16 protein-coding genes and 1 pseudogene are annotated in these 20800 nt (G+C 35.4%); 7 read left to right on the forward strand and 10 right to left on the reverse strand.

Translation table 11 applies throughout. The annotated features are described in order from the left end of the window. Positions 1 to 10: 10 nt before the first annotated feature. Positions 11 to 751: a succinate dehydrogenase/fumarate reductase iron-sulfur subunit gene (locus ICJ84_RS01115; protein ID WP_188214520.1), complete on the forward strand. Its 741-nt coding sequence runs from the start codon at positions 11 to 13 to the stop codon at positions 749 to 751. Between the two features lie 119 nt (positions 752 to 870). Further along, complete coding sequence (locus ICJ84_RS01120) at positions 871 to 1752, forward strand: M28 family peptidase (protein ID WP_241748656.1); 882 nt, start codon at positions 871 to 873, stop codon at positions 1750 to 1752. A 3-nt stretch (positions 1753 to 1755) separates the two neighbouring features. On the opposite strand, the gene ICJ84_RS01125 is transcribed toward ICJ84_RS01120, so the two are convergent. The 5 genes from ICJ84_RS01125 to ICJ84_RS01145 form a co-directional block, all read right to left on the reverse strand. Then, entirely contained in the window at positions 1756 to 1929 is a 174-nt protein-coding gene (locus ICJ84_RS01125) for a hypothetical protein (RefSeq protein WP_188214522.1), read from the reverse strand. A 91-nt stretch (positions 1930 to 2020) separates the two neighbouring features. Next, complete coding sequence (locus ICJ84_RS01130) at positions 2021 to 3166, reverse strand: efflux RND transporter periplasmic adaptor subunit (RefSeq protein ID WP_188214523.1); 1146 nt, start codon at positions 3164 to 3166, stop codon at positions 2021 to 2023. Between the two features lie 6 nt (positions 3167 to 3172). Next, complete coding sequence (locus ICJ84_RS01135) at positions 3173 to 7489, reverse strand: CusA/CzcA family heavy metal efflux RND transporter (RefSeq protein WP_188214524.1); 4317 nt, start codon at positions 7487 to 7489, stop codon at positions 3173 to 3175. Positions 7490 to 7567: 78 nt separating this feature from the next. Further along, positions 7568 to 7927, reverse strand: coding sequence for a hypothetical protein (locus tag ICJ84_RS01140; protein ID WP_241748657.1), 360 nt, complete (start codon positions 7925 to 7927; stop codon positions 7568 to 7570). A gap of 83 nt (positions 7928 to 8010) precedes the next feature. Further along, positions 8011 to 11445 carry a hypothetical protein gene (locus ICJ84_RS01145; RefSeq protein WP_188214526.1) on the reverse strand — a complete coding sequence of 1145 codons (3435 nt, stop codon included), beginning with the start codon at positions 11443 to 11445 and terminating at the stop codon, positions 8011 to 8013. Positions 11446 to 11626: 181 nt separating this feature from the next. Between ICJ84_RS01145 and ICJ84_RS01150 the strand changes: the two genes are divergently transcribed. From ICJ84_RS01150 to ICJ84_RS01160, 3 genes are all read left to right on the forward strand, one after another. Then, positions 11627 to 12388 carry an exodeoxyribonuclease III gene (locus tag ICJ84_RS01150; protein ID WP_188214527.1) on the forward strand — a complete coding sequence of 254 codons (762 nt, stop codon included), beginning with the start codon at positions 11627 to 11629 and terminating at the stop codon, positions 12386 to 12388. A 24-nt stretch (positions 12389 to 12412) separates the two neighbouring features. Beyond that, positions 12413 to 13369, forward strand: coding sequence for an OmpA family protein (locus ICJ84_RS01155; protein ID WP_188214528.1), 957 nt, complete (start codon positions 12413 to 12415; stop codon positions 13367 to 13369). A 103-nt stretch (positions 13370 to 13472) separates the two neighbouring features. After that, a complete protein-coding gene (locus ICJ84_RS01160; RefSeq protein WP_188214529.1) occupies positions 13473 to 14513 on the forward strand; it encodes an NADP(H)-dependent aldo-keto reductase in 1041 nt (346 codons plus the stop codon). Positions 14514 to 14537: 24 nt separating this feature from the next. Here ICJ84_RS01160 and ICJ84_RS01165 read toward each other — a convergent pair whose 3' ends face one another. Beyond that, on the reverse strand, positions 14538 to 14996 hold the full coding sequence (locus tag ICJ84_RS01165) for a hypothetical protein (RefSeq protein ID WP_188214530.1): 459 nt from the start codon (positions 14994 to 14996) through the stop codon (positions 14538 to 14540). Positions 14997 to 15251: 255 nt separating this feature from the next. On the opposite strand from ICJ84_RS01165, the gene ICJ84_RS01170 reads away from it, so the two are divergent. Then, complete coding sequence (locus ICJ84_RS01170) at positions 15252 to 16031, forward strand: carbonic anhydrase (protein ID WP_188214531.1); 780 nt, start codon at positions 15252 to 15254, stop codon at positions 16029 to 16031. Positions 16032 to 16102: 71 nt separating this feature from the next. On the opposite strand, the gene ICJ84_RS01175 is transcribed toward ICJ84_RS01170, so the two are convergent. From ICJ84_RS01175 to ICJ84_RS01190, 4 genes and pseudogenes are all read right to left on the reverse strand, one after another. After that, on the reverse strand, positions 16103 to 16621 hold the full coding sequence (locus tag ICJ84_RS01175; protein WP_188214532.1) for a YfiT family bacillithiol transferase: 519 nt from the start codon (positions 16619 to 16621) through the stop codon (positions 16103 to 16105). A gap of 19 nt (positions 16622 to 16640) precedes the next feature. Then, a complete protein-coding gene (locus ICJ84_RS01180; RefSeq protein ID WP_188214533.1) occupies positions 16641 to 17093 on the reverse strand; it encodes a GNAT family N-acetyltransferase in 453 nt (150 codons plus the stop codon). A gap of 193 nt (positions 17094 to 17286) precedes the next feature. Then, the gene (locus ICJ84_RS01185) at positions 17287 to 18834 is read right to left on the reverse strand and encodes an Rne/Rng family ribonuclease (protein WP_188214534.1); all 1548 of its coding nucleotides are present in this window, start codon (positions 18832 to 18834) and stop codon (positions 17287 to 17289) included. Positions 18835 to 19255: 421 nt separating this feature from the next. After that, positions 19256 to 19555, reverse strand: a pseudogene (locus ICJ84_RS01190) (HU family DNA-binding protein); the annotation flags it as partial. A gap of 128 nt (positions 19556 to 19683) precedes the next feature. On the opposite strand from ICJ84_RS01190, the gene mutY reads away from it, so the two are divergent. Continuing rightward, a complete protein-coding gene (gene mutY, locus ICJ84_RS01195) occupies positions 19684 to 20724 on the forward strand; it encodes an A/G-specific adenine glycosylase (RefSeq protein ID WP_188214536.1) in 1041 nt (346 codons plus the stop codon). The last annotated feature ends 76 nt before the right edge of the window (positions 20725 to 20800 follow it).

Here is a 20800-nt window from a genome sequence, read left to right on the forward strand (position 1 = left end):
AATAGACATTATGAATTTAACACTTAAAATTTGGAGACAAAAAGACTCAAATGCAAAGGGTCAAATGGTCGATTATAAAGTTACTGATATTTCAGAACATATGTCTTTTTTAGAAATGATGGATGTTTTGAACGAACAACTTATCAATGCAGGAGAAGAGCCAGTGGCTTTCGATCACGATTGTCGTGAAGGTATTTGTGGAATGTGTTCTATGTATATTAACGGTGAAGCTCACGGACCGGACAGAGGGGTAACTACTTGTCAATTACACATGCGTATGTTTAAAGATGGTGATACTATTACTATCGAGCCATTCAGAGCAGCTGCATTCCCAGTAATTAAAGATTTAGTGGTAGACCGCACTGCCTTCGACCGTATTCAACATGCCGGAGGTTATATTTCTGTAAACACTTCAGGTAATACTCAAGATGCGAATGCTATTCCAATTTCTAAGCATGCTGCTGATGAGGCTATGGATGCTGCAACCTGTATTGGTTGTGGAGCTTGTGTGGCAACGTGTAAAAACTCTAGTGCTATGTTATTCGTCGGCGCTAAAGTTTCTCAATATGCGTTATTACCACAAGGTCAGGTGGAGGCTGCTGACCGTGTACGCAACATGGTTGCTCAAATGGACTTAGAAGGTTTTGGTAACTGTACCAATACTGGAGCTTGTGAGATTGAATGTCCTAAAGGTATTTCATTAGATAACATCGCAAGAATGAACAGAGAATTAATGAAAGCGCAATTCTAAGAATTGTTAATTCAACATATTAATGAAAACCCAGGCTTAGACTTGGGTTTTTTTGTGTAGCTTTAACAGGTTAAATTAATGTGATGAATAAACTGTTCTGCCTGCTCATAATTTGTTTTTTGTCTTTTACTAATGGCTTTTCCCAAACGAAAAGTCAGGTGTATGATCAGCCTTTTTCAGAAGATGCCTTACTTAAGAATTTAGAAAATCTTTCCTCAGACGCTTTCGAAGGTCGAAGAACAGGAACCCGTGGCGGAATAAAAGCCCGAAAGTATATTATTAATGAGTTCCATAAGTTCGATATTCATCCGTTATTGAAGACTTTTGAGCAGCCATTTTCGTTTACAGAAGATGATGTTTATTACGAAGGCGCTAATGTGTTAGGGCTCATAAAAGGAACTAAATTCCCTAATAAATATATTGTTGTTAGTGCGCATTACGATCATGAGGGCATAAAGAACGGAGTAATTTATAATGGTGCCGATGATAATGCTTCCGGAGTGAGTGCGTTGTTTAGTTTTGCTGAATATCTTAAAAACCATCCCCCGCAATATTCGGTGATTTTAGCAGCTTTTGATGCTGAAGAATTAGGACTTCAGGGATCTAAATATTTTGTTGAACATTCAAAAGTAGGGATGAACCAAATCGTTTTTAATATCAATATGGATATGATTAGCCGAAGTGATAAAAACGAGCTTTACGCTGTTGGAACCGGTCATTTTAAATTTTTAAAGCCTATTATTTTTAGTATAAAATCGAAAGAAGGTTTTAAATTGAAAACAGGTCATGATGAAGGAAACTGGCGTGACGACTGGACTCATGCTTCCGATCATGGTTCATTCTTTAAAAAAGGAATTCCTTTTTTGTATTTTGGTGTTGAAGACCATGAAGATTACCATGAACCTACTGACGATTACGAGAATATTCAGCCGGATTTCTATGGAAATACTGTTAAAGCAATACTTTCGGTTTTTGAAAAACTAGATAAAGTAAAATTTTAAATTTTACTTTTTAATGGTGATATAAGAGGTTGGCATCCACCACATGTTAACTCCAAAAGCAACGGTTATAATTTCGTAACCATCTCTAACTTTTTCATTAACTAATCTTTCAGTGTCTGCTCTTAGTGTTTCAGTAGACCACATGGTACTTAGTTTAATAATGCGATGTTCTTTCATTTTTAACTTTTTTAAGAATCGTTTATTAGTTGTTAAAAGTGAAAATTTGTTACAAACTGAAGAATACAAACCTCCTTATATTTATTTTTTACTAATGGTCATGCCCGCCACCTTCCTCGGCCAGAAGCATGTAACCACCTTGTGTTAAAACGGTTTTATTCGTCAAATCATTAGCATTTAAAATTTCGGCATAGGTTTCATTTTGTTGCCCTAAGTTGATTTTAACTTTTTCAAAAGTATAATTTCCATTGTTTTTGTCTTCTAAGACTAGAGCATACATGGCACCTTCGTATTCAATAAGAGCATCTTTAGGTAAGGCTGGTTTATCTTCAGCTCCGCTAATAATATTGGCTTCTACAAACATACCCACAATAAAGTTAGCCTGAGATTCATCTAAAATATGTGCATGCACTTTTACAAATCGGTTTTTTTCGTCAATAGTTGTGCCGACAAGATGAACTTCGGCATCAAAATTTTGGTTAGATGCTTCAGGGATTTTAAATGTTATTTTTTGACCTTTTTTAAGTCGTAATACATCTTTTTCAAACACCGATAATTCCAAGTGAATATGGTCGGTGTCGATAATTTCCATAATCATATCGGAGGGAGATACGTGAATGCCATTGCTCACTTCAACCTTAGTTACATAGCCATTTATTGGAGAATAGATGTTGATGCTTGATGTAAATTGCCCTTGTAGAACAGACTCCGGATTTATGTTGAGCATCTTCAGTTTTTTGTTTAATCCGTTGTATTCTGCTAATACACTTTTATAGGTGCTTTGGGCTTTTAAAAAGTTTTTCTCTGAAGTTATATTTTCATCAAATAGGGTTCGTTGTCTGTTGAATTCTGATTTTAAGTAATTAAGTTGCTCGGCAATTTCTAAGTAACGTTGCTGAATTTCAATAAACTCCGGATTTTCCAAACTCACTAAATGTTGACCTTTTTTTACTTGGTCACCAATTAAAAGTGGCGTTTTAGTAATATAACCATCTACAAAACTACTAATTGTGGCTCTGTTATGCGGTGGTACATCAATGACACCACTGGTAACAATGTTTCTATTAAAGGTGTGCGCTTCCAACTTCCCTAATTGCATCTGTTCGGTTTCAAATTGTTGCTGGGTAACAACAATATCTTCTCTCATATGTTCTTCAGCAACAGGTGTCATGTTATTTTCTGAATTTTTACATGCCATTATCGTAAACAGCGCGATGATTATATGTATGTATTTCATGATCTTTTATTTTATGATAAGATGATTGATGGTGATGATGGTTTGGTTATAAAAATTTAAATTATCGAGATAATTCAATTGAATATCGGTTGTGGTTTCAATGCTTTGTATGTATTGAAAGAAATCGATTTCACCTTCTTTAAAATTGCGATTGGCCGTTTTTATAATTTCGTCTGAAAGTGCCTTACCTTCATTTTCGTAATAGTTGATGGCTTCATTGTACTGTTCTAATTCAGCCAATAATTTTTGGTGCACTGATTTTAATTTCACTTTGTAATTATTTTGTTCGGCTATCGAAGCTTCACGTGCTAATTTGCTAGCTTTAATTTTAGAAGCATTTCCGCTAAACAACAAAGGAATTTTAATTCCGAATTTGTAACCAATAAGATTGTCATTTAACGAACTGTTAGAGCCCTGAAAATACTCCACGCTTAAATCGGGGAGTAGATTTTGTTTCTCCTGCTGATTTAAGGCTTTATAATAATCGTTATAGTGCTCGTAAAAGCCTAATCCGACATTGTCTTCAATAGAAATGCTTTCCAGTTCCAGTTTTTCAAAGTTCGAACTAATTTCAGGTAAGGTATCGGTTTGAACCACTTTTTTAAGCTGTTCTTTAGCCGCAGCAACTTGAAGAAGAGATTGCTTGTATTGGGTTTCCAATTGTTTTTGTTTCGATCGGGCACTAATCATTTCCAGATAATTAGTTTCACCAAGTTCAAAACGACGTTCTGCTGCTTTAGAAAAGTTTTGATACAGGCTATCCAGAAAGCGGTAAGATTCTGCCTTATTTTGCGCATAACACAATTGATAGTATGCCAGAGAAACATCGCGTTTAAGTGTTTCTAGTTGTATGTTATAATCAGTGTTTTGAAGCTCGTATTTCGCTTTGTTCACTTTTTTATCGGCAAAATATAAGGTCGGAAATTTAAAATCTTGACTCACACCAAAGACCTTTAAGGGGATGCCGTTTACTGCCATGTTATTTTCATCGTAATTGTAAAAAAGCTGTGTTTTATCGAAATTGAAAGCACTTCCTATAAGTGCTTTGCTTTCATCGGTTTTTAAGGCGCTGGCTTTCAATCCTGCATTATGTTCTATTGCCAGATTAATAGTTTCTTCTATACTTAAACCACCATTTTGGGCATTGATATTAAAACTAAGCAGCACAATAATAATGGCAGTAATTGCTTTTTTGTTGGGTTTTATATCTTTCTTTTCTTCAAACCAGGCATATAGCACAGGTAATACAATTAAAGTTAAAACGGTTGCTGTAATCAATCCGCCAATTACCACTGTGGCTAACGGACGCTGAACTTCGGCACCTGCGTTGGTAGAAATAGCCATAGGCAGGAACCCTAATGCTGCTGCAGAAGCGGTTAATAAAACTGGTCTTAAACGTTCTGAAGTTCCTCGTTTTATGCGTTCTTCAATATCAAGTACACCAAGTTCTTTAAGTTCTTTAAAATGTTCGATTAGTACAATACCATTTAGTACTGCGATACCAAATAATGCAATAAAACCGATACCTGCCGATATACTAAACGGCATACCGCGTAGCCATAACAAGACGATGCCACCAACAGCCGAAAGCGGAATAGCAGAATATACCATAGCGGCTTCTTTTAGAGAGCCAAATGCGAAGTGTAGCATGATGAAAATTAGAATTAGAGCAACTGGAACTGCCACTAATAAACGGTCTTTGGCACTTTGTAAATTTTCAAACTGGCCACCATAAGTAACGCGGTATCCTACAGGAAGTTTTACTTTTGTATCGATAATATGCTTAACATCATTAACTACCGATTGCAAGTCACGGTTTCTAACATTTATTCCAATTACGATTCTACGTTGGGTATTGTCTCTAGAGATTTTTGCGGGGCCGGTGGTATATTTCACTTCAGCCAACTCGCTTAATGGAATTTTAGCTCCAGTAGGTGTGTCGATGTATAAATTCTGAAGGTTTTCAATATTGGTACGTTTGTTTTTATCTAACCTAATGACCAAGTCGAAACGTTTTTCACCTTCAAAAATATTTCCAACTGTAGCACCGGCAAATCCCATGGTGATAATTTGATTAACATCGGCAATATTCAATCCGTAACGAGCAATTTTACTGCGTTTGAAATTCACGGTCATCTGAGGAAGTCCTTCTACTTTTTCAATAATAATATCTGAGGCACCTTCAACATTATTAATTAGTGATTTAATTTCGTTGGCTTTGCTGGCCAACACCGACAAATCTTCACCAAAAATTTTAATGGCAACATCGGCTCTTACTCCAGTAATGAGCTCGTTGAAGCGCATTTCAATAGGTTGCGTAAATTCCACTTCCATACCGGGAATAATTTTCAGTGCTTCTTTAAACTTATCGGCAAGTTCGTCTTTATTTTCAGCAGATACCCATTGGTCTTTAGGTTTCAGTTTAATAATCACATCACTTTCTTCCATACTCATGGGATCGGTAGGAACTTCGGCGGCACCAATTCGGCTAACCACCTGATCGACTTCAGGGAAATTATCCAGTAATGTCCTTTCTATTTTAGTGGTAATTTCAATAGTTTTACCAAGAGAAGTTCCGGTTTTTAATACCGGTTGAATCACGAAATCGCCCTCGTCTAAGGTTGGTACAAATTCACCACCCATACTGGTGAAAATCCAGATGCTAACAGCTAAAAGAACGCTTGAAAGAGAAACGACTAACGTTTTGTTTTGTAAAGCCCAGTGGATGGTGGGGTTGTAAAACGTGTTTAAACGATTCATAAGTCTAACCGATATGTTTTTGTCACTCTGTTTTACAGGTTTCAAAAACAAAGAAGAGATGACAGGCACATAGGTTAAACATAATAGCATGGCACCGACTAAAGCAAAGCTAAAGGTAAGTGCCATAGGTTTAAACATTTTGCCTTCCACACCGCTAAGTGATAAAATGGGGATAAACACAATAAGAATGATTAATTGCCCGAAAATGGCAGAATTCATCATTTTTGAGGCACTTTTTTGTGTAATATGGTCTATTTTAGCTTGTTGTTCACCTTTGGAAAGCGCATTGATTTTTACACTCTGACTAGTAATTTGAAAAGCTATAAATTCGACAATAATAACAGCTCCATCTATAATGATTCCGAAGTCAATGGCTCCTAAACTCATTAAATTAGCATCAATACCGAAAAGATTCATCAATGAAATGGCGAACAGTAAACACAACGGAATTACGGATGCAACCACTAACCCCGATCGTAAATTTCCGAGCAGTAAAACCACCACAAAAATAACGATGAGCGACCCTAAGATTAAATTTTCGGAAATGGTAAAGGTGGTTTTTCCAATAAGTTCACTACGTTCTAAAAACTCATTGATGTAAACGCCTTCGGGCAAGGAGCTTTGAATGGAAGTAATGCGTTCTTTTACAGCATCAATAACTTGTTTGGAGTTCCCGTTTTTAAGCATCATGACCTGACCAAGTACTTTTTCGCCTTCACCGTTTCCGGTAATCGCTCCAAATCGTGTTGCACTTCCAAAACCAACGTTGGCTACATTCTTTATGTAAATGGGGACACCTTCATTTTTTACCACAATGTTTTCAATATCAGAAATTGAATTGATTAAGCCTTCCCCACGAATAAAATAGGCTTTATTGGTTTTTTCGATATAACCACCACCGGCAATACTGTTGTTTTTTTCTAAAGCATTGAAAATATCAAGATAACTGATATTCATGGCTTTTAACTTTTCCGGATTAATGGCAACTTCGTACTGTTTTAAGTAGCCCCCCCAAGTGTTAATTTCTACGACACCAGGAATTCCGGAAAGTTGTCGTTTTACGACCCAGTCTTGAATGGTACGTAAATCGGCTGTGGAATATTGATCTTTATATTCGGGTTTAACATCTAAAATATATTGATGAATTTCTCCCAAACCGGTCGTAATGGGTCCCATTTCGGGAGTGCCAAAGCCTTCGGGAATTTTTTCCGAAGCCGATTTTATTTTTTCGGCAATTAACTGTCTTGGTAAATAGGTGCCCATATCGTCATTAAAAACGATGGTCACAACCGACAGACCAAATTTAGAAACCGAACGAATTTCGTCAACACCCGGCAAATTGGCCATTTCCAGCTCTACAGGATAGGTAATAAATTGTTCTACATCTTGAGTAGATAAGTTTCGCGAGGTGGTTATCACCTGCACTTGATTGTTGGTTATATCTGGTACCGCTCCAATGGGAATCTGGGTTAGGGAGTAAATTCCAAAACCAGTAATAAAGACGGTGAAAAGTATAACGATTAGCTTATTTTTTAAGCTGAATTTTATAATGTTTTCTAACATAATTCATTGTAATCAAATTAATTAAAAATACTATTTAAAATCTTAAGGTTCTAAATAGTTATAAAAATTGATAAAGAATTATGCTGCTTTAGGAGGTTGAAATACAGAAGGTTTTTCAAATAAAGACACGGGGTCTTTGTAGAAAGAGTCTATTGGTTTTTCTATGACTTCCGAGATTTTAATATCATAGGAAAAATGCTTGTTAAGTATAAACGTTGTGTTTAAATGACATAGCATATGCTGATGTTCTTTAAACGGAAGGTTTTTATGGTCTTCTGGTCTGTCTGGATGAGGCGCTACCTCATTACCATAATGTTCGGCTAAAAACTGAAAAAAATCGTCGCCATATACTTCTTTGTGATATTTTGCATGTTCAATTAAGGTATTGAACTTTGAAAAATCATCAAAGCTGATGTTGAAACTTTGTATAAGTATCAAAAATGAAAATAATATGACGGTTGTTTTGCTCATACTTTGCCACAATAGTACGAAAAATACAGGTGTTTTTTGTTAAGACAAGCTTAAAAGTAAGCTTTCAACTGTATGGTTCCGGTGTGAATGGTTTTACTGGTTTCGGTTTTTCGTCCGTAATAATTTAGGTTTAAATCTAAAAAAGTAGTTAGTTTTTTCTGAGCTAATAAACTCCAGGTGAAGTTTTTTCCAGGTTGTAAACCTTCCAGCATTTGGTAGGCTACAGGAGTATTGGCACTTCCTGAAAAATCGTTTGAAAGAAAATTGAATTCACCAATTATTGAACTTTTTTGATTGTTGGTAAAGGTGAATGATGTGCCGTATTTTGATTGCTTTAAAGCCTCAAAACTACCAATAGTGTTTTCTTTGTTAGCGTATTGATAATAGAGATCAAAGCGTGTATTGTCGTTAAGTAAATAAGACAGTTTCGGGTTCATGCGTGTTTCATCAAAATTATAATTTTTACTGATGAAGTTCTCGCTTAAACTTTCGTTATTCTCAAAATCAGATTGTAAAGTAATCAACCAGCTTTCCTGAATTTTATGGTTGAAATTAAATTGATGACTTTTTAGAGCATTCTCTACAAAACCGGTTGAAAGTATATTTCGTGTTCGGTTGGACAGAAAGGTGTAAGATGTTGTGTAACGCTGTTTGCCTCGGTTGAAAAACAGAATATTTCTAAAATTCAGTTGAAGTCCCAATTGATTGGCTTCATCATTTTCAAACGGATTTAAATTAAAACGATGGCCGTCGCGTTTTAATTTTCGGTCGACTAAATAACTGGTTTGATTATAAAAATGCGACCAGAATTTTTTCGACTTATTATCACTAACCGACCATTGTGCCGGATTTATCGTAACGGTTTGACTCAATCGGTTTTGATGCGTTTTTATATACACTCGGTTTGGTAGAAGTACCCGAATGTATTTTCCTTGGTCTTGAAACTGAGCTATTTCAAATTCTTCCAGTTCTTGAATACCATTACCGTTATAATCAATCCAGGTATAGGTGCCTTGTCCGGGTTCGACTTCTACATAAGTGAAATCCTGTTGTGGTAAGGTCCCCGAATTGGTTTCGAAAAGGGTGTTCCAAAGGATAAGTTGTTTGAATAACTTTTGGCTGAATTGTAATCTGGAATTAACAGAGTTTTCATTAGGAATATCTGCTTCAGTACTTTTTAAGGTTCGGTAATTTGCATATAGAGCCAGATTGGTATTGGTGTTTTGAATAAGTCGCGTATCGAGATAAAAGGTGTTTGAGGTGTTTACTTTTTGTAATTGGTTGTTTCTAATGCTATCGTTTACGCGATTTTTGTAGCCAATTTCAGTAAAAATTTTAGAGCTGTCTCCCACACCAAAAAAGACTTCGTATGATTTGAATTTTTGACTTAATGGTGTTAGTGAATCGGTTAAAAGTTCGCGCTGTTCGTTGTCTTCAATAGCGAGTTTAGTGCCCAGCCAACTGCATTTCATGCTGTAGGTGATGCGATTATATGATCTTAAAAAGGTTGAAGTATTAATGGTTGAATTTGCATCTAAAAGGCTGGAATACGACTGAATATTGAATTTATTTAAATTCATATTTACGTTTGCCAGATGTCGGTTACCATTGAAAAAACCAGAATAGCCGAGGTTTTGAAACTGATAGTTCATATTACCTTTTTCTGGATGAAACAAATTCAGCCCTGAGCTTAGTAAATTCTGGTTGTTATAATCGTTAATAATGGTCCTTCCGTTTAGGTCGCTTAAGTTCCAATCGCGATTAAATTCGGCATTATATAAGCGCTCGATGGTATTAAAGTTTTTCTGAATATAGTCACCATCAACAAAGACATTTAAATTCCAAAGACTATCTTGTTTTATAATGCTTTGGGTGATTTTTAATTTTCCGGCAAAGCCGTCGTTGTTAGTGTCATCAAGATTTGAAAACAGGTTTAAATCTTTTTTACTTCCGGCGATTTCAAAATCGATATTGGTATTTTCGGTAGGGGTGTAGCTTCCGTTTAAAACGGCTATTTGTAATTTGGTAGGCGCCACAAGTTGTACTACAGGTGCATAATTTCCTTGCGGAACACCTAACTGAGGTTCAACATATTCATAAATATTACTAATGGCATTCGTGCTGCTTAAAATATAATCGCCTTGATTGGCTCCAACCTGAGAAAAGGTCACGCGATACAATTCATCATCAGGATTATTTGAAAACACGAAAGCTTCAATACCGTTAATCACTTCTTTTCGGTACAAAATGCGGTTGTCGTTATAAGGTTCCTGAATTTCAGAAGGGGCAACCATTTGTGTGCGGTCGTCTCCAGCTTGTGATAAGATTTGCACCTGATCTTCAGATAGGTTTTGTTGTAAGGGTTGATTTTTGGCATCATTTTCAGAATAAACTGAAACACCAAGTTTTAACTTGTTACTTTCAAAATTCCCACCACCATAAGCGACCAAGCGAGAATAATTACGTTCGCTATATTGATAATCTACCGTTATTCGCATTTCGGAAGTGATAGGGAAGGTGGAGTTGAAAATGATTTCACCGGCGTTATAATCTATAATATAGTCTTTGTTTTCGCCACGTTGTACCACGCTGCCATTCACATAAACGGTTTCACTACCAGAGACGATAAGGACAAATAATTCGCCGTTTTGCCCCTGTAATTTGTATGGACCCTGATTGCCTTCCTGAGCCGTAAACTGGCTTCGTGTAAACTGCCCGCGAACCAGAGCTCCGGCAGCAAAAAGCTGCGTTTGTTTTTCATCGCGTCCAACATCGGCATTTACGAGTAATCCCTGAACCCGTTTTGAGAAATTGGCAAAGTAAGAGGTGTTGTTTTCTAAATCTATATCGCCAGCGCGAACATTCCATTTATTGCTAATTAATTCAATAAAAATCTGATCGAATTCATCCAGACGCTGGCTGTAGCCACTTTCCTGAAGCGGAATGTTAGCATCCTGTATCGAGGCACGTAGCGTTATTTTGTCGTTTAGTTTTCCTGAAACCTGTAAATCCAGTTCACTTTTTAATACCGAGTTTTGGTTATTACCCACCGTAACCCCACGAGAAATACTTCCCGAAGTGGTTAAACCATCAAAAGGGATATAGTTTTTATTCGTATTGGGTTGCGATAGTTGATAGAGTTTTTGAAGGTTATCGGTATTCTCAACAATAATAGTTTCATCTAACTGTTTATAAGTCTTGGTTAAAAAATCAGGAAACTTTAAATAGTTAATTATAATCGAATCTGAAGTTATGCTTTTTTTGAAGCGTAACGTCGCTTTGGGAAAATCTACCGTATAATATGTAGAGTCAATAAGTCGGTTGTCAAGGGTTTTAATCGAAAAATAATTTGGGTTAATACTCACCGAATCGATCGTGATGGTTTCGTTTACAGCTGTCTTTTTGGTTTTATAAGTCGCGTTTTTTTCTTGGGCCATCACCCAAAAACTAACAAAAAACATAAAAAGGAAAACTGTAAATTTCATGTACTACTTAAACAGCAAATTATTTAAAATATTTTGTGAATAGTTTTTGTTAAATGAACCGCAAAATTGTAGTGTAAAAGTAACGCATTATTTAATTTAGCAGAAATTAGATAGACTTATTAGCTTTAGTATGATCATATTTACAGGCAAATAAGTGATTAGTAAAATATTAAAAGACAAGATGAAGATAATATCTTATAACGTAAATGGTATTCGGGCGGCAATAAGTAAAGGGTTTTTAGACTGGTTAAGAAGTGCAAATCCAGATGTGATTTGTCTACAGGAAATCAAGGCTTTAAAGGAGCAATTAGATGTAAATTTGTTTGAAGAATTAGGCTATAAATACAATTACTGGTTTAGTGCTGAAAAAAAAGGATATAGTGGTGTGGCTATTTTAAGTAAAATTGAGCCGAAACATGTCGAGTATGGCACGGGAATTGCTTCAATGGATGCAGAAGGAAGAAACCTTAGAGCCGATTTTGACGGACTTTCGGTGATGAGTTTGTACTTGCCTTCGGGAACTAATGATGCACGCTTAGATCATAAGTTTGAGTATATGGATATGTTTCAGGAGTACATCAATAACTTGAAAAAGGAAGTGCCTAATCTGGTTGTTTGTGGCGATTATAACATTTGTCACGAAGAAATGGATATTCATAATCCAAAAGGATTGAGTAAAGTGTCCGGGTTTTTACCAGCCGAACGTGAATGGATTGGTGGTTTTATCGATAGTGGTTTTATAGATTCGTTCAGACACTTAAATAAAGAGCCGGATAATTATACGTGGTGGAGTTACCGGGCTAATTCGAGAGCCAATAACAAAGGTTGGCGTTTAGATTATGCGATGGTTGCCGAACCGTTACAAGAAAAAATAAAAAGAGCCGTTATACTAAAGGATGCTGTGCATAGTGATCATTGTCCGATTTTAGTAGAAATTGAATAACAGAAACCAAAATAGAACTTAAACATGATTAAAAAATTTGTTTTAGCCACATTCACCTTATCGCTTTTAGCCTCGTGTGTATCGCCAAAAGTGTATAAAGATTTAGAAAATAAATATAATAGTCTAAAAAAGGAGAATCGTAAGTTATTAATGGAAAACGAAACCCTTTTAGATGATAAAACGGTTTGTGAAAACGAACTTAATAAATTAAAAGATTCTTATGCAAGAGCGGTAGAGCAGCGTGATAGGTTAGAAAATGATTACAATGCAGCTAAAACAAATTTAGATAATCTGAAAGCTTCTTATGAAGCCTTAGAACAAAACAGTTCTAAAGCGATTGCAGCCAACTCTCAAAAAAATCGCGAACTTTTAGCAGAATTAGATGCTAAAGAGCAAGCTTTGAATGCCGAGATTACACGTTTAGCGAAGTTGAGATCGGAGTTAGAGGAACGTTCTGCGCGTGTGGCAGAACTGGAACGTCTTATCGCTGAAAAAGAAGAAGCTATGACGGCTTTAAAAGATGCGATTTCTAAAGCTTTAACCGACTTTGAAGGTAAAGGTTTAACCGTAGAACAACGTGACGGAAAAGTGTATGTATCTATGGAAAATAAATTATTATTCAACTCAGGAAGTTGGGCGGTAGGTGTCGACGGTCGCCGTGCGGTACAACAGTTAGGTAGTGTATTAGGACAAAATCCGGATATTGCCGTGTTAATTGAAGGACATACCGACAACGTGCCGTATTCTGGAAACGGACCATTAATTGATAACTGGGATTTATCCACGAAGAGAGCTACAGCTATTGTGAATATTTTAGCCGAAAACGACGATATTTATCCTGAAAACTTAACGGCAGCTGGTCGGGGAGAATTTGCACCGATAGCAAGTAACGAAACACCGGAAGGGCGTGCTAAAAACCGTAGAATAGAAGTGATTTTAACCCCTAAATTAGATGAGCTATCTAAACTTTTAAACGAGTAACAACATTATAAGATTAACATAGATTTAAGCCTTTCAGCTTCCCGTAAGCTGAAAGGTTTTTTTATCTTTAAAGCTTAAATCTTCACAGAAAACATTAAAAGAAATGAAGTATACAACAATACCGAAAACCGATATAAAAGTTAGTAAAATTTGTCTGGGTACGATGACTTGGGGAAACCAAAACACCGAGGCAGAAGGTCATGAGCAACTCGATTATGCTTTAGAGCAAGGGGTTAATTTTATCGACACCGCTGAAATGTATCCGGTGCCGGCAAGTCCGGAAACCCAGGGAGAGACCAGTAGGATAATTGGTAGCTGGTTAAAGAAACGCGAGAATCGCGATCAGGTGGTTATTGCGAGTAAAATAGTTGGGCGTCCAAGTGATTATACCGCACATATTAGAACAACTGGTCTTCAGGGTAATTCGATAGCTGAAGCAGTAGATAGAGAATTAAAACGTCTGCAAACCGATTATATTGATATCTATCAAATTCACTGGCCAGAGCGAGAAACGAATACCTTTGGTAAACGCGATTATGTGCATAATCCGGATGATGAATGGACGGATAATTTTAATGAAGTCTTGCATAAAATGGAGGAACAGATTAAGGCTGGTAAAATCCGTCATGTTGGATTATCCAACGAAAAAGCTTGGGGAACGATGCGTTTCTTGGAAGAATCGAAAACACATGGTTTACCACGTGTAAGAACTATTCAAAATGCTTATTCGTTATTAAACAGAACTTACGAAGGTGATTTAGCTGAAATTTCTATGCGTGAACAAATTGGCTTGTTAGCGTATTCGCCAATGGCTTTTGGTGTGCTTTCTGGTAAATATATTAAAGGAACTGCAGCCGATAATTCCCGATTAAAGTTGTTTCCAAGATTTGCACGTTACAGCAGTGAGCAATGTGCCGAGGCAACGAGACAATACATGAAGATTGCAGAGGATTATGATATGACTTTAGCACAAATGAGTTTAGCTTTTGTGAATCAGCAACCCTTTGTAACCAGTAATATAATAGGAGCAACCTCTATGGAGCAATTAAAGGAAAATATAGATTCAGTTAACTTGACACTAAGTAAAGAAGTCTTAGAGAAAATTAATAATGTACATGCAGTTATTCCTAACCCTGCAACTTAAAAAGTTAAAAGCCTGGATATTAATCTAGGCTTTTTGTTTTACTAATTTTATAACTTGATCTAAATATTCTTTATAAATGTGAAGATTGAATTTGTGTTCTGTATTTTGAATGGTTTTTATATATAGACTATTTTGAAAATCATGTACAGGTAAAAACAGATCTAATAGGTCTTCGGTTAAATCAGATTTTTTAGTAAACTTTCCTTCTACCTCTATTTCTTTAATTTCAGATAATTTAAATTTTGTTTTAAAACTAATAAGTCCAAAAACGTATTTTCGATTTAACTGCAATGTATGTTCATTGATTACAATCTCTTCATAGTAAGTTATGAGAAAAATGAAAAGGATAAAGATGCTTACAGCTAATAAATTCCAATTGAAATTATTCTTTAAAGAGGTTATTGTTACTAAAAGAAGAATAATCAGTAGGCTTTGTATTATAATAGTTTTTAAATAGCGAATGGATGAAAAGGTTGAAAACATGGGTTGATTAATATCTATAAATTAAAATTTAAAGTTAGATTTTATTTGGTGTAATTCAAATGAACTTTTAGTCCATATTGTTTATAATTAAAATCGTTTTTAAAATTTTGTATAAATAAAAGGTGTTTTTTAATTCTCTCCGAAAACGAAATAGTTAATAAGTTTTGTTTTGGGTGTTTATTAACCTGATAAAAGTTAGCTTTTTAAGGACATTCGAGAAGTAATTTTGAAGATATTAACCATCTTTTATTAATTATGATTACTCGATTTTTTAATTATCTGTGTTTTGTTTTGGTTATCGTTTCATGTAATGATACAGTTAACAATTCAAAGGATTTGGCTTTGCATACTGAAAAGCATTGGAGTTATTCCGGAGAAACTTCGCCTATGCATTGGGAAGAAATAAAACGGAATTCGTCTTGTGGAGGTGAATTTCAATCGCCGATAAACATTATACACAAAGATGTAGATTCGGCAAAGCAAACTAATTTGAAAATACTTTATAATGCAACAACTTTTATAAGTAAGGTGGAGAACAACGGGCATTCGATTCAATTTGATTTTGAATTAGGGGATTCTATTAATTACAATAATAATATATCATATTTAAAGCAGATTCATTTTCATGAACCTTCCGAGCATAAAATTAATGGTATTGTTTATCCAATAGAAATGCATTTAGTGCATCTTGATAAATCAGGACAAATTACGGTTCTAGGAGTTTTAGGAGAAGAGGGAGATGAGAGCTCGCTGTTTGAGTTTTTTGAGAGTTTTTTACCTTTAAAAGAAGGTGCGTTTAAAGAAATTAATCAGCATGTAGATTTGTCTGGTTTATTGTTGAATGAGAAACAATATTATTCTTATCAAGGATCGTTAACAACTCCACCTTGTACCGAGGAAGTAAACTGGATTGTTTTTAAGGAGCCTATGATTCTCTCGGTGGATGAGGTTTTAAAGTTAAAAAGTAATATGCCTATTAACAATTATCGTAATGAGCAACCATTAAACGGAAGAAAGGTCGTTTATAATTATTAAAAAAATAGTGCTAAAAAGAAAACCCCTAACTAGAATTAGCAGGGGTTTTTATGTGAGATTTTACTTGGACATTAAGAGGTTTTAGCAATTTTAATGTGTGCTAAATGGTGTTCACAATGCCAGGCATAAATACCAATAGTCGTTTTTAGGTTTACAAAGGATTTAGATTCTGGATGAAAATAGCTTTTGTTTAAATCGTCTGCATTTAGGCTGTCGAGTAGAAGAGTCCATCGCTGATGCAAACCTTCTAAAATGATTAACGAGCTTTCTACTGAAGGATTATTAGCATCAGGTAATGCCGCCCAAAGATTCTCATGATACGGTTTTATGGTTGGCGTATCCTCGGTTAGGGCAAGTTTACATCTGATAAAGCTGTTCATATGGCTGTCGGCACAATGGTGAACCACTTGCATAATGTTCCATCCGTTGGGTCTGTAAGTTTTTTTTAAATCTGATGGAGTTAAATCTTTGATTTCTAATTTGAGTTGTGTAGGGAAATCACGAATTGCTTTTATCCACTCTTTTATTAGTGTTTCGTTAATAATTTCAGGAGATTTAAACTTACCTATTGGATATTTTAAGTGTTCCATTTTGTGTTTATGTTGGAGATTAATTTAAGTGTTTTTCGAAACATTTACTTTCTGAAACATCAGCGTATTGGCCGTAATTTGGTATGTTCTGATAGCCATTTTTTTCATAAAGTTTAATAGCTTCGGGTTGTTTAATACCAGTTTCTAATATGCAGGTGGTATACGATAATTGTGAAGCCCATTGCTCCAATTCGGCAAGTACTAAAGAAGCAATGCCTTTGCCGCGGTAATCTTCGGCGGTGTACATACGCTTAATTTCCATAGTTGTACTATTGCAGGGTTTAATAGCTCCGCAGGCTATGGGAACGTTATCCTTATAAGCAACAACCACATAGTTAATGGAGTCTATTTTGTTGAATTGTGCGTAAAAAGCATGGTCGTCGTCATCGCGTTTAGCTAAATCGGTATCGAGGAGTTTAACCAACGCGATGAAATCGTTGTTGGTTGAGGTTGTTCTGAGTAGCGTAATCATAAAAGCCTATTAGCCCTTCTAAGATAGTTATAACAGTTGAATTTGTATGGATAAATTTGCGTTAGGGATAACAGCGGAAAGCCCACAGTGAGGTACGAACGAGGACATGGAGCGTATAGCCCGACCCGGAGGGTAACGCTATAGCTATAAAAAAGAAAACCCCTAACTAGAACTAGCAGGGGTTTTAAAAAGATTATTTAACCTGATTACCATCTTTATCGAAAAAGTGATATTCTAGGTATGTGTAAGCATCTCTTGGTAAAATTTTCACCCATTTTTTATGTTCAAAAAACCATTTTGAACGTATAGATGGAAAACCTTTTGTTAAAAAGGCTGCTATAAAAGGATGTGTGTTTAAAGTCAACTTTTTATAGTCTTTTTTTAATAGTTTTTCAAGATCGTGAGTTATTTTAGGCACGATACCTATTGGTGCCTCAACCTCTGAATTTTCCATAAGTTCATCAGGGTTTTGTTCCCTAGTTTTTATGTTCATTTCTGGGCGTACACGTTGTCTTGTAATTTGTATCAATCCAAATTTACTAGGGGGCAGTATTTTGTGTTTCGCTCTGTCGTCTTTCATTTCGTCGCGGAAATGGTTGAAGAGCTTCTGCCTGTTTTCTGCATTGGTCATGTCTATAAAGTCGACTACAATAATGCCTCCCATGTCGCGTAAACGCAGTTGTCGGGCAATTTCGGTAGCGGCGATTAGGTTAACTTCTAATGCGGTTTCCTCTTGGTTGTTGGCTTTGTTAGAACGGTTACCGCTGTTTACATCTATAACGTGCAGGGCTTCGGTGTGTTCTATTACCAGATAAGCACCTTTCGCCATAGATACGGTTTTGCCAAACGAGGTTTTAATTTGTCTTTCTATTCCGAATTTTTCGAAAATAGGAACGTTTGATTGATACAATTTAACTATTGATTCTTTGTTAGGTGCAATTTCATGCACGTAATCTTTAATTTTAAAGTAAAGCTCTTCATCATCAATATGAATTGCTGTAAAGGTGTCGTTAAAAATGTCTCGTAATATAGACGAGGCTTTGTTCATTTCACCTAACACTTTACTTGGATGATGGGCTTTATGTAGCTTTTTACACATTGCGGTCCAACGACTCAGCAAATTTTGTAAATCTTTATCTAGTTCAGCTACCTTTTTGCCTTGTGCTACTGTACGTACAATAATACCAAACCCGGCAGGCGTGATACTTTTAACCAAACGTTTCAGGCGTTCTTTTTCTTCTTTGTCTTCTATTTTTTGCGAAATAGAAATACGGTTAGAAAAAGGGACTAAAACAATATATCTACCGGCAATAGATAGCTCAGAGCTTATCCTAGGGCCTTTGGTAGAGATTGGTTCTTTTACTATTTGTACTAATAGCGACTGATTTGATTTTAAGACATCGGCAATTTTACCGTCTTTATCAATATCCTTTTCAAATGGGAAATTTTTTAAAGAAAAATCTTTTAGTTTACCTGTGCTTACACTTTTTGTGAATTTTAAAAGGGAAGGGAGTTTTGGTCCTAAATCATGATAATGCAAAAAGGCATCTTTCTCATAACCTACATTAACAAATGCAGCATTTAGACCAGGAACAGCTTTTCTTATTTTGGCTATAAACACATCACCAACCAAAAAGTTATTACCACCTTCGTCTTTCTGTAATTCAATTAGTTTTCCATCTTTCAATAAGGCAAAATCAACATCATCGGAACTAGATCTAATGATCAATTCTTTATCCATTTAGTTAATTTTTATCCATACGTTTTAGTTAAAAAGTTTAATGTTAAATGTTTGAAACTCTATAAGCTAAAAACCTAAAACCCAAAACCTAAAACCTAAATGGTACAGATGGATTATACTTAATTTTTTAATCTGAGGCCAGTAATAGCAACAGATTTCACAGGATTTTTTAAATCCGTGGAGTTCAGGGAAGGCACAAAATGTACCCACATTCTCTTGAACTCATTTCAAAGAACGTTTTGTTTTGTAAAAACCAAAAAAAGTAGCTATTAACTACTTTTCTTGATTATTTTTTCTTTTTGTGACGATTAGCGCGTCTACGTTTCTTACGCTTGTGCGTAGCAACCTTATGTCTCTTACGTTTTTTACCACTTGGCATAAATAGTGTTTTTTAAATTAATAATTTCTTTTAAATGTTTCGTTATTTAACTTCTACATTAGTTTTAACGCCTTCTACAAATACTTTAGCAGGCTTAAATGCAGGAATGTTGTGAGATGGTATTTTAATAGTAGTGTTTTTAGAGATGTTTCTACCAGTTTTTTCTGCTCTAGTTTTAATGATGAAACTTCCAAAACCTCTTAAGTAAACATTATCTCCCGCTTCTAAAGATGATTTTACTTCTTCCATAAATGTTTCAACCGTCGCTTGAACATCACCTTTTTCAATTCCTAATTTCTCAGAAATTTTTGCTACTAAATCAGCCTTCGTCATTTTAATATATTTTTTTAGATTACTATAATTTTAAAAGGGATGCAAATATAGGAATTTAATATTCAATATTTCAAACCTAATTCATTAAAATTTAAGATTATAAACGTTTATTTTTGTTTGCTGTATTTATTTGATTGATGATATTTTATAAAACTTTAAACAATTGGTACTCAAATAATAAGCGCGACTTACCATGGCGACAAACCACCGAGCCGTATTATATTTGGCTATCAGAAATTATTTTACAGCAGACTCAAGTGAAGCAAGGACTGCCATATTACCGCGCATTTACCGCCGAATTCCCGTCTGTTTTTCATTTAGCAGAAGCCGACGAAAGTCAGGTGTTAAAATTATGGCAAGGTCTCGGATATTATTCCAGAGCGAGGAATTTACATACAACAGCAAAATATGTAGCCAATGAACTGAACGGAAAGTTTCCAGACAACTATAAGGCCTTATTAAAATTAAAAGGTGTGGGTGATTATACGGCCAGTGCCATAGCTTCTATCTGTTTTAATGAACCTTCAGCTGTGGTTGATGGTAATGTGTATCGTGTGCTGTCGCGTTATTTCGGCATCGATACACCTATAAATACCACTCAAGGACAAAAGGAATTTAAAGCTTTGGCTCAGGAGCTTATTGATAAGCAAGATCCGGCGACCTTTAATCAGGCGATTATGGAGTTTGGGGCAACGCATTGTAAACCTAAAAACCCAAATTGTGATACCTGTCCTTTTATTAATAAGTGTATTGCATATAGTAAAGGTGAAGTAGAAAATCTGCCCGTAAAATTGAAAGCCAATAAAGCGAAAACGAAATATTTTAATTTTTTAGTCATACTTTCTGAAAACAATCAAACGGTATTAGAACAGCGCAAGGGAAAAGGAATCTGGCAAAATCTGTATCAGTTTCCTTTATTAGAAACCAAATCAAAGGCCAGTTTTGAAGATGTTTTAGAATTAGCTAAGGCCCACCCAATACTAAAAGATAAACCGTTTGAGTTATCGTTATATAATAAGGAAACGATTGTGCATAAATTATCACATCAGCATTTGCATACGAAATTCTGGATTGTCAAGCTTAATTCTAGTATTGATGAAGGTGTGTCATTTGAAACGGTAACAGATTATGCGGTACCTATTTTAATAGGAAATTTTATTGAAGCTTTTGATTTTTAATTCGGTAATTTATTGCCAGTCGCATTTTTTTGTTAATTTTAAAAAAATGGAAATCGATTCTTATTAATGAAAAGCA

The organism is Aestuariibaculum suncheonense (assembly GCF_014596935.1).
Classification (GTDB): domain Bacteria; phylum Bacteroidota; class Bacteroidia; order Flavobacteriales; family Flavobacteriaceae; genus Aestuariibaculum; species Aestuariibaculum suncheonense.